The organism is Bacteroides sp. MSK.20.82 (assembly GCF_019052485.1).
GTDB lineage: Bacteria > Bacteroidota > Bacteroidia > Bacteroidales > Bacteroidaceae > Bacteroides > Bacteroides thetaiotaomicron.
Map to the genome: position 1 here is coordinate 1 of NZ_JAHQUN010000018.1, position 11,720 is coordinate 11,720.

The following is an 11,720-nucleotide window of genomic DNA, read 5'->3' on the forward strand; positions in this document are numbered from 1 at the left end:
ACCGGTAATTGCAAGCTATCCATCTCTGCTGCTTTTAATGATTTTGAATATGATACTGCTACTTCGTTTGCCGATTGCTCCTTCGGAGCTGTTTCGGCTTTCCTTTGACTGCTGCAGGAAACTAAAACTCCCGCTGCGAGAAAACAAGCTAATGGATAAAATACTTTCTTCATAATAATAACTTTTTAATCTTTAATTCTTAATTTACTTTTATCTGGGCATATCAGGCAATTTCCATCCGTCTCGATAATTATGTTTCTCGCTTTTAGCACTTTATTCAAATAAAATAATCCCATTCGGCTAAAGCCGATGAGACGAACTTTTATTCTTGTGTTTACAGAAGCTGGTGTGTTCATAAGATGTTGCTGATTTAAGTACAAATATCTATATATGTCTGATTCTCATTAACGAAGAATTTGATTGAAAATGGACATGGCAAAGCTAACTAAATAAGTAATTTCTTATTTAATTTGCATAACTTTATGTAAACGTGATGATGATAATTATAATTAACAATCAATTGATTAATTACAAATAAATATAATAAAAATGTAGAAGAGTTAGAATGCCTTTTTCTTTAAAATGACCAGAATATATTATATATTAGTCAGATTATTATAATTACATTTTCAATTTCATTAAATAATTAAGCAGGCTTTTGGGGAATATCTGTGCAAATATGCCCTTCAAGGGAGAAATGTACCAAATTTGTCCCTGAATTGGATTATTTGGGACGGTCTATTCTATTTGAAAGTACTACTTTTGCCACCAGATAATTATTAACTTAACAAATAATCCATGTATTATGAAAACAATTCTTAGCGCATTGGGACTTTCGCTTCTGATCTTTACGAGTTGCGGTGGACAAAAAAAGGTTGAAGTCGATTTTATTCAGGACAACATCGACAACGCAGTAGCACAAAACACAATTCAGACAGACATTATCGAGAAATCCGGTAAAATTCTGAATCCAAGAACCATCAATGCAGATGGTAGTATCTCCTATATACCTATTGATGACTGGTGCTCCGGTTTCTTTCCGGGCAGCATGTGGCTGACTTACAATCTGACAGGGGATAAAAAGTGGTTGCCTTTGGCAGAAAAATACACAGAAGCCCTCGATTCTGTGAAATATCTGAAGTGGCATCACGATGTCGGCTTTATGATCGGGTGCAGTTATCTTAACGGTTACCGTTTTGCAGATAAGAAAGAATATAAAGACGTGATTGTAGAAGCCGCAAAATCATTGTCTACCCGTTTCCGTCCGGGAGCAGGCGTTATCCAGTCATGGGATGCCGATAAAGGCTGGCAGGGAACACGCGGATGGAAATGTCCGGTGATTATCGATAATATGATGAATCTGGAATTGCTGTTTGAAGCTACGGCTTTTTCCGGTGACTCTACCTTTTACAATATAGCAGTGAAACATGCGGATACAACGATGGCTCACCACTTCCGTCCGGACAACAGTTGCTATCATGTGGTAGACTACGATCCCGAAACAGGAGAAGTGCGTAAGAGACAAACAGCACAAGGATATGCGGACGAATCATCATGGGCTCGCGGACAGGCTTGGGCATTATACGGTTATACCACTTGCTATCGCTATACAAAAGACAAGAAGTATCTCGATCAGGCACAGAAGGTGTATAACTTCATCTTTACCAATAAGAACCTGCCGGAAGACCTCGTTCCTTACTGGGATTACGATGCTCCGAACATTCCGAACGAACCTCGTGACGCTTCGGCAGCCGCCTGTACGGCCTCTGCTCTGTACGAACTCGACGGTTATCTGCCGGGCAATCACTATAAGGAAACTGCTGATAAGATTATGGAAAGCCTCGGCTCACCGGCTTATCGTGCGAAAGTGGGTACGAATGGAAACTTTATACTGATGCACTCTGTAGGCAGTATCCCTCACGGCCAGGAAATAGATGTGCCTTTAAACTACGCTGACTATTACTTCCTGGAAGGATTGATGCGCAAAAGAGACTTGGAAAAGAAGTAAGAACTGCCTTGCCTGTACTTTAGCCGGATATATGCATATATTAGTCTCTTCCGGTGCATAAATTAATTCGTCCGGCTACAGGCAAACTTGCGTCCGCCTATAGGTAACGTTTCGTTTGGCTATAGGCAATCTTTCGTCCGGCTATAGGCGGACGAATTAAATGGTGAACCGGAAAACATTATTTGCTGTACCGAAACCGGTTGGTGCATTAACTGTTATTCTTTATATCATGATAAACAAATCAGTAAACTTATTGATGGGTGGCTTGACCCTCTTTGCAGCGCAAGGCTGTAAAGCTCCCAAACAGGTGGCAGAGCAAGCGGAACATCCAAACATCATCTATGTATTTCCTGATCAGTATCGCAATCAGGCAATGGGCTTCTGGAATCAGGAAGGTTTCAGAGATAAGGTAAACTTTCGGGGAGACCCCGTGCATACTCCTAACATAGATACCTTCGCACGTGAATCTATGGTGCTGACTTCTGCTCAGAGCAACTGTCCGTTGAGTAGCCCCCATCGTGGAATGTTGCTGACCGGTATGTATCCGAATCGTAGTGGTGTACCTTTGAACTGTAATTCTACACGTCCTATCAGCTCTTTGCGTGACGATGCGGAGTGCATAGGCGACGTATTCAGCAAGGCCGGTTATGATTGTGCTTATTTCGGTAAACTTCACGCTGACTTCCCGACCCCGAATGATCCGGAGAATCCGGGACAATATGTAGAAACACAGCGTCCGGTGTGGGACGCTTATACGCCGAAAGAGCAGCGCCACGGTTTCAACTATTGGTATTCGTACGGCACGTTTGACGAACATAAGAACCCGCATTATTGGGATACGGACGGCAAGAGGCATGATCCGAAAGAATGGTCACCGCTCCATGAGTCGGGCAAAGTTGTTTCTTATCTCAAGAATGAAGGAAACGTGCGTGATACGAAGAAGCCATTCTTCATCATGGTGGGAATGAACCCGCCGCATAGCCCATACCGTTCGCTGAACGATTGTGAAGAACAGGACTTCAATCTTTACAAAGATCAACCGCTGGACAGTCTGCTGATTCGCCCGAACGTAGATCTGAATATGAAAAAAGCGGAATCCGTCCGTTACTACTTTGCTTCTGTGACCGGAGTAGACCGTGCTTTCGGACAGATTCTGGAAGCACTGAAACAATTGGGATTGGATAAAAATACAGTAGTCATCTTTGCTTCCGACCATGGCGAAACAATGTGCAGCCAGCGAACGGACGACCCTAAGAACTCTCCCTATTCCGAATCTATGAATATTCCGTTCCTGGTTCGTTTCCCCGGTAAGATTCAGCCCCGGGTAGATGATTTGTTGCTTTCTGCTCCCGACATTATGCCTACCGTACTCGGCTTGTGCGGTCTGGGGGATTCGATTCCTTCCGAGGTGCAGGGACGCAACTTCGCACCTCTTTTCTTCGATGAAAAGGCGGAAATTGTTCGTCCGGCAGGTGCGTTGTATATTCAGAATCTGGATGGAGAGAAAGATAAGGATGGATTGGTGCAATCTTATTTCCCCTCTTCGCGCGGCATTAAGACGGCTCGCTATACATTGGCTCTGTATATCGACCGGGAGACGAAACAGCTAAAGAAAAGTCTGCTGTTTGATGACGTAAACGACCCTTATCAGCTGAATAATCTGCCTTTGGATGAAAATAAGGAAGTTGTGGAGCAACTTTATCGTGAAATGGGAGCAATGCTGAAAGAAATCGACGATCCGTGGTATACGGAAAAGATTCTTTCGGACCGTATACCTTACTGATACCGTATACTAATACGGTTTGTATGACACCCGGGTCTCATACATACCGACACCCGGATCTCATACGTGCTGACACCCGGGTGTCGTGCATACTGAGACCCGGGTGTGGTAAGAACTGCCTTTAAACAATTAATGATCATGAAAGCTGTTTGTTTTATATTTCTGTTCTTGTTTTGTTCTTTGTCCTCTTATGCGCAGGTCATAGGGTTTGAAGAAAAGGTTCCCGAGACGTTCAAAGTTTCGGGGAAAGGTGAAGTGAAACTTTCTTCTCTTTTCTATAAAGAGGGAGAAAGCAGTCTGGAATGGGATTTCCAACCTGCCTCGACACTGGACGTTCAGATAGAACCCTTATCGCTGAATGCCAAAAAGGAACAGCAATTTGGTATTACCCTGTGGATATATAACGAGAAACCCCAGCAGGACTCTATCCGTTTTGAGTTTCTAAATAAGGCGGGTGAAGTCTCTTATTGGTTCACGTATCATCTGCAAGCGGCAGGCTGGCGGGCTTGCTGGATATCTTTCGCTTACATGAACGGTGATAAGAAAGATAAAAATATAGTTTCTTATCGTCTGGTTGCTCCCGACCGTAAAGGGCGCATCTTTCTGGATCGCCTGACCTTTCCGGAAAAGAAGATGAACCTGCGCACGACACCGGATCAACAACTACCAGCTAACAACGGTCTTTCCAATCGTGACCTCTGGCATTGGTGTCTTGTATGGAAATGGGAACAGCAGTCTTATGATGTCCCCTTGCTTTCTAAACTGACAGCCCGACAAAAGAAAGACTTGAAAACAATCGAACAACGCCTGACTGAATTTCTCGATGTGAAGAAAGCTCCGCAAGGACAGATCAACGCTGCAAAGAAGACTTTTGAAAGAGCTGCCATCACTCCCTCCGCAGCCGGGGCCGGCTTTACCGGAACTCCTGTTGTAGCACCGGACGAGCAAGACAAGAAGAAAGGGGAGATGTCATGGAATGATATCGAAACGATGCTTGCCGGTTTTGCATACGATGCCTTCTACAATCAGAATGAGACATCGAAGAAGAACTATTTTACCGTATTCGACTATGCAATGGATCAGGGATTTGCTTTTGGTAGCGGCATGGGGACGAACCATCATTACGGCTATCAGGTACGTAAAATATATACTACCGCCTGGCTCATGCGGGACGCGATTTATAAACATCCTCACCGGGATGCCTATCTGTCCACTTTACGTTTCTGGGCTGCTTTGCAGGAGACCCGTCAACCGTGTCCGCCGGAACGGGATGAATTACTGGATTCATGGCATACGCTCTTGATGGCAAAGTTTATCTCCGCCATGATGTTCCCCGATGCAAGAGAACAGGAACAGGCTTTGAATGGTTTGTCGCGCTGGTTGTCTTCATCGCTGAATTATACTCCGGGCACTCTCGGCGGTATCAAAGTAGATGGAACGACCTTTCATCACGGAGGTTTCTATCCCGGCTATACAACCGGAGTACTGGCTACCATCGGCCAATTTATCGCTCTCACCAACGGGACCGGATTTGAACTGACGGAAGAGGCACGGCAACATATCAAGTCCGCCTTCCTCGCCATGCGCAATTATTGTAACCTTTACGAATGGGGGACAGGCATTAGCGGTCGCCATCCTTTTGGCGGAAAGATGGGAAGCGATGATATAGAAGCATTTGCCAATATTGCATTGTCAGGAGATTTGTCCGGTCAGGGAAATACATTCGATCATGGACTGGCCGCCGATTATTTGCGTCTGATACGTGATCGGAATACAAGGAATGCACATTTCTTCAGGAAAGAAGGTATTCAGCCTGCACAGGCTCCCCACGGTTTTTTTGTTTATAACTATGGATCGGCAGGAATTTTCCGCCGTGCAGACTGGATGGTGACACTGAAAGGATATACTACAGATGTATGGGGTGCTGAAATCTATGCGAAAGATAATCGTTACGGACGTTATCAAAGCTACGGCTCGGTACAGATTATGGGAAAAGGAAATCCCGTCTCCCGTGCCGGAAGTGGTTTTGTACAGGAAGGATGGGACTGGAACCGTCTGCCCGGTACGACCACCATTCATCTTCCTTTTGAACTCTTGGACAGTCCCCTGAAAGGTACGACGATGGCACGATCTACGGAAAACTTTTCCGGAAGCAGCTCTTTGGGCGGCATGAACGGAATGTTTGCAATGAAACTGACGGAACGTGATTATGAGAACTTTACTCCCGACTTTGTAGCCCGTAAATCCGTCTTCTGTTTTGATAACCGGATGATCTGCCTCGGAACAGGCATCACGAACAGCAATGCTGACTATTCTACGGAGACCACTCTCTTCCAAACGAAATTTAACGGCAAAGAGCAGAAGACAGGTAAGGATAACTATTGGCTGCACGACGGCTATGATAACTATTATCATGTAGCTGACGGAACCCTTCGTTCACAGATAGCCGAACAGGAGTCGCGTCATGAGAAAACCCGCGAAAAGACTAAAGGAACATTCTCTTCTGCCTGGATTGAACATGGCAACGCCCCGAAGAATGCTACTTATGAATATATGGTACTGATTCAGCCTTCAGTTTCGGAATTGGATGAACAGAAGAAAACGCCTGCATACGAAGTATGGCAACGTGATCAGACTGCGCATATTGTCTATGACAAGAAAACGGGTATAACCGGATATGCTGTTTTTGAAGATTTCCGGTCTGCTGACGATAAGCTGGTGATTGCTTCCATTCCTGCTGAAACGATGGTCATGTATGCGGCAGAGGGAGAAAAAGCGATTCGTCTCAGCGTCTGTGACCCGAACTTGAATATTGCGGAAAAGACGTATACGACAAAAGAACCGAGCCGCCCTATTCGTAAAATAATAGAGCTGAAAGGCCGCTGGAGTTTGTCGGAGACACCGGCGAATGTAATGCTTGAATATAAAGGTGACCATACGATACTGGATGTAACTTGTCAGCATGGCCAACCGGTGGAAATGATTCTTGAAAATAAATGAAGAGAGAATTTAAATAGGTATTGATGTTTGTGTTTCATACCTTGAAAGAGGGTCGGTTCAGCGAAGAATCGACCCTCAGTTTTATATGCGGTTAATGAGACAGTTTGTTATGGAGAGCTTGAATTACTTGTTTAATCTCCATTCGAAACCATCCTTCGTATCTTTCACTTCAAATCCGAGTGCAGTCAATGTATTACGGATTTCGTCGGAAGTAGCCCAGTCTTTGTTGGCTTTTGCTTTCATGCGTTGTTCAAGAAGCATATCAACGACTTTGCCATAAGCGGCTTCGCGACCGTCGGAAGAACCTTTCTCTTCTTTCAGCCCCATGATGTCGAAACAGAACAGGTGGAAAGTTTCTTTCAGATCTTTCAGATCTTCTGCGGAGATCGTTGCATTTCCTGCGTTGATATTATTGATGATGCGGGCACCTTCGAAAAGCTGTGCGATGACAATAGGAGTATTCAAGTCGTCATTCATAGCTTCGTAGCATTTAGCACGCAGCTCTTTCACGTTGATACCTTCCGAAGTTGTTGCGGTCGGAGTGATCTTGTCGAGTCCTTCAATTGCTTCTATCAAACGTTGTAACCCTTTTTCCGAAGCTTGCAACGCTTCGTTACTGAAGTCTACAGTGCTGCGATAGTGAGCTTGCAGGATGAAGAAACGGATGGTCATCGGAGTGTAGGCTTGTGCCAGCAACTTGTGAGTACCGTTGAAGAATTCATCCAGCGTAATGAAGTTGCCGAGTGATTTACCCATCTTCGTACCGTTGATGGTAATCATGTTGTTGTGCATCCAGTAGTGAACCATGTCATCGCCTTGCGAAGCTACCGACTGTGCGATCTCACATTCATGATGCGGGAAGATCAGGTCCATTCCGCCTCCGTGAATATCGAAGTGCTCGCCCAGATACTTGCGTCCCATGGCGGTGCATTCGGCATGCCATCCGGGGAAACCGTCGCTCCATGGCGAAGGCCAGCGCATGATGTGTTCCGGCTGCGCTTTTTTCCAGAGGGCGAAGTCGGCGGGATTACGTTTTTCGCTTTGTCCGTCGAGGTCGCGGGTGGTATTCAGTACGTCGTCGAGGTTGCGGCCGGAGAGTTTGCCGTAATGATAGTCCTTATTATATTTGGCTACGTCAAAGTAGACGGAACCTTCGCTTTCGTAAGCGTATCCGGCGTCCAGAATCTTCTGTACGAGCTGGATTTGCTCGATAATGTGACCTGAAGCGTGCGGTTCGATGCTGGGAGAAAGTACATTCAGTGCTTCCATTGCCTTATGGTAGCGGTTCAGGTAATACTGAACGACTTCCATAGGCTCCAATTCTTCGAGACGGGCTTTCTTGGCTATTTTGTCTTCTCCTTCGTCAGCATCATGCTCCAAATGACCGACATCGGTAATATTGCGTACATAGCGTACTTTATATCCTAAATGAGTCAGATAACGGAAGAGTACGTCAAATGTGATGGCGGGACGGGCATGTCCCAAGTGAGCATCACCGTACACTGTCGGTCCACATACATACATACCTACGTGCGGTGCGTGAAGCGGTACAAACAGTTCTTTCTTTCTATCTAACGTGTTGTAAATGGTAAGTTGATGTTCCATAACATTTTATATTTGTTCTATTGGAAGTGCAAAGTTAGAATAAATAATTGATTTCAACTTAACTTGCAAAGGATTTTGTCTGATCTGCTGAAGGAAGAATGCCTTATGGGACGTTGAAGATTCTCTCTATCGCTTCCGCAACCCCATCTTCGTCATTGGTCAGTGTAATGTAGTCGGCAGCCTTCTTTACAGGCTCCTGCGCGTTGCCCATCGCTATGCCCATACCAGCGAATTTGATCATCGACAGGTCATTGTAGCCATCGCCTATAGCTATCACTTCCTCGCGTGTCATTCCTATATTTTCCAACAGGACGCTGAGGGATAAAGCCTTGTCGATACCTTGCGGAACCAACTCCAGGAAATAAGGTTCCGAACGGAAGACATTGATCTTTCCTTGCAGGCGGATACAAAGCTCGGATTCTACAGGAATCAGCTTGCCGGCATCCCCGACGATGAGGCACTTGGCTACCGGGAGGGTGATGTCAGTCAGGAAGTCGTTTGTTTCCCGTACCGCCATTTTATTGAGGAAGGCTTCTTTTTGTACGTACGGATCCAGCGAGTTTTCGGTCACTATTTCTGCTCCGTCGTAAGTCAGTATGCTTAAATGATTGGTGCGGGCACATTCGTAGAGTACCGGAACGACTTCATTGGGCAGTACATTCTCGTACATCATTTCTTTGCTTTCCCAGTTGATGATCTCTCCACCGTTATAGGACAGGATAAATCCGCCGAACTCATTCATGCGTAACTCGTTGGCGAGCGGTACGATGCCGTAAGTCGGTCGCCCTGATGCAAGGACCAGACGGATACCTTGTTCTTGTATGCGTATCAGCGTTTCCCGGTTGCGGGAAGAGATTTCCTTTTTAGAATTGGTGAGTGTGCCGTCGAGGTCGAGCACTATGAGTTTGTATTTCATGTCGCATTGTTTTGAGTTGCAAAGATAGGAGAAAAATAGATTGCTGCAACGTATATGGAGATATTTGCACTATGAGAGTGCAAATATATTTAAATAATGCACTCTTATAGTGCAATTTTTGTATCTTTGTCTGAAAAGTAAGGTATATGGAGAAGTTATTTGAGTATTATCAGAAGTTAGTGCGGGAAACTAGCATAGAGTTTCATCGTTATATTTATTCCCGAATCAACTGGAATAACCGCATGATAGGGCTTACCGGACCGAGAGGAGTTGGAAAGACGACACTGGTACTCCAGCATATCAAAGAGAATCTGAACTTGAATGAGTCATTGTATGTGACGGCAGAAGACTTTTATTTTGCCAGCCATCGCCTTCTTGACCTGGCTGACGCGTTTGTGAAGATGGGCGGCAAATATCTGTTTATAGATGAAATCCATAAATATAAAGACTGGTCGAAAGAGCTGAAACTTGTTTATGATTATCATCCTGAGCTGAATGTTGTGTTTACCGGTTCGTCAGTGCTGGACATCAATAAAGGAGCCTCCGATCTGAGTCGTCGTGCTGTGATGTATCAGATGCAGGGTCTCTCTTTTCGTGAATATTTGCAGTTGTTTCACCATATACCTTCCGAAATATATACTTTACAAGATATTGTACTGCATAAAGTAGATATTCCTGATTTGGAACATCCGCTTCCGCTTTTCCATGAATATCTGCAGAAAGGTTATTATCCGTTTGCTTTGGAAAATGATTATGATATACGTTTGCGGCAAATAATAAATTTGACTTTAGAATCAGATATTCCTCAGTTTGCAGATATGAATGTTTCTACAGGGAGGAAACTAAAACAACTTCTTGCGATTATAGCTAAAAGTGTACCGTTTAAACCGAACTTTAGCAGTATTGCTAAAGCTTTGGAAGTGAGTCGTAATAATATTTCTGATTATTGTCTTTATATTGAGGAAGCGGGTCTGATAGCGCAATTGCGAGATGCCACAGGCGGAGTGCGAGGATTGGGGAAAGTGGATAAGATCTATTTGGATAATACAAATCTTATCTATAATCTGGCTCAGGATAACTCTAATATTGGTAATATCAGGGAAACTTTCTTCTTAAATCAAACCAGAGTTTTTTCGGATGTTGTGGTTTCTCCTGTTTCCGATTTCTTAATTGATGATATGACCTTTGAGGTAGGAGGGAAAAAGAAAGGGCAGAAGCAAATTCAGGGAATAGATAAAGGTTTTGTTGTCAAAGATGATATTGAGAGAGGATTTATGAATGTGATTCCTTTGTGGCAGTTTGGCATGGGGTACTAGGCTGGTCATCCTTTTTTTATTAATTTTGCGGCTTCTTAAGGCATAAATAAAGAATTCGCTCAATGATAAAACATAAGAAACTAGTAAGATACTTCGTCTCGTTGGCAGTAATTGTGCTGATGGTCGGTATTGCTGGATGGACGGACGAAAAAGAGATTTTATTTCCTGAAATGGTGGCATTGACAATCGGTCTGTTGATTATCGATAAATGGGTGTGGTGTGTGAAACCATGGCAGATTGTACTCTTGATGTCTGTCGGTGCTGCTGCCGGCATCTGCATTGTACGCTATTCACCCTTGCCTTATTTCATCAATCTTTGTCTGGCATTTGCGTTTGCAGGGATTTGCCTGCTGGTGAGCCGGACAACGCTGATTCCTCTTATTTCGGCATGTGTGCTGCCGGTCTTGCTGCATACGGAAAGCATTGTTTATCCGTCAGCTGTTTTGATCATGTGCGTACTGGCTGTGTTTATCCAGAAGATGATGGAGAAATACGGGTTTCGAAGTCAGATCATTCATACGCCTGGGCGGAAGCCGACAGGGAAAGACGTCGCCCGATGGGGGATTTTGCTTGTTTTTGTTGCTTTGATATCTTTACTGGCTATTAGTCTGGATTGTCCGTACTTGATATTACCTCCGCTGATGGTCACCTTTGCGGAAATGGTCAACTCAAAAGCTGGTTTCAGAAGCCGTCCTACACAGGTATTCTTATTTTTGGCTACCGCTGCGACTTTGGGAACTGTTTTCCAACTGATAGGTTATCACTACCTTCATTTGCCGGAAAGTCTGGTTGCTTTGGGCATTGCTGTTTCTCTGTTCCTTATTTTCGAATGGACGGGGAAGTTCTTTGCTCCGGCGGGAGCATTGGCGTTTATACCGCTTCTGTTGCCACGTGAAGGGCTGGCTTGGTTGCCTTTGCAGGCGACTGTCGGTGCCGCACTTTTTATCATGATCGCTATGGTGGTGTTTCAGCAGTGCTATAAATGGAGTCGGGCGCAACTTGCCTATTGTCTTACCCCGACTTTGTTGCGAGAATACATGGATCGCAGAAAAAGATGCAGAGGATAGACTCAAAGTCGATCTTTCTTTGTCC

General features: G+C 44.6%; 7 protein-coding genes and 1 pseudogene. 5 read left to right on the top strand and 3 right to left on the bottom strand.

Annotated features, from left to right (window positions below):
• Positions 1–173, bottom strand: a pseudogene (locus KTR07_RS28765) (DUF1080 domain-containing protein); the annotation flags it as partial.
• A gap of 632 nt (positions 174–805) precedes the next feature.
• Between KTR07_RS28765 and KTR07_RS15365 the strand changes: the two are divergent.
• The 3 genes from KTR07_RS15365 to KTR07_RS15375 all read left to right on the top strand — a co-directional run bounded on the left by KTR07_RS15365 (position 806) and on the right by KTR07_RS15375 (position 6,791).
• Entirely contained in the window at positions 806–2,008 is a 1,203-nt protein-coding gene (locus KTR07_RS15365) for a glycoside hydrolase family 88 protein (protein WP_016269279.1), read from the top strand.
• 232 nt (positions 2,009–2,240) lie between these two features.
• A complete protein-coding gene (locus KTR07_RS15370; protein ID WP_054959847.1) occupies positions 2,241–3,791 on the top strand; it encodes a sulfatase in 1,551 nt (516 codons plus the stop codon).
• Positions 3,792–3,929: 138 nt separating this feature from the next.
• Positions 3,930–6,791, top strand: a complete 2,862-nt coding sequence (locus KTR07_RS15375) for a chondroitinase family polysaccharide lyase (protein ID WP_117981589.1) — start codon at positions 3,930–3,932, stop codon at positions 6,789–6,791.
• Positions 6,792–6,914: 123 nt separating this feature from the next.
• Here the strand turns inward: KTR07_RS15375 and cysS are convergent, their stop codons facing one another.
• Entirely contained in the window at positions 6,915–8,396 is a 1,482-nt protein-coding gene (gene cysS / locus KTR07_RS15380; protein WP_090615619.1) for a cysteine--tRNA ligase, read from the bottom strand.
• A gap of 103 nt (positions 8,397–8,499) precedes the next feature.
• Positions 8,500–9,312, bottom strand: a complete 813-nt coding sequence (locus KTR07_RS15385; protein ID WP_117981570.1) for a Cof-type HAD-IIB family hydrolase — start codon at positions 9,310–9,312, stop codon at positions 8,500–8,502.
• Between the two features lie 146 nt (positions 9,313–9,458).
• Between KTR07_RS15385 and KTR07_RS15390 the strand changes: the two genes are divergently transcribed.
• Together KTR07_RS15390 and KTR07_RS15395 are read left to right on the top strand one after the other, a co-directional pair.
• On the top strand, positions 9,459–10,628 hold the full coding sequence (locus tag KTR07_RS15390) for an ATP-binding protein (RefSeq protein ID WP_117981571.1): 1,170 nt from the start codon (positions 9,459–9,461) through the stop codon (positions 10,626–10,628).
• 62 nt (positions 10,629–10,690) lie between these two features.
• Complete coding sequence (locus tag KTR07_RS15395) at positions 10,691–11,695, top strand: HPP family protein (RefSeq protein ID WP_217315455.1); 1,005 nt, start codon at positions 10,691–10,693, stop codon at positions 11,693–11,695.
• The last annotated feature ends 25 nt before the right edge of the window (positions 11,696–11,720 follow it).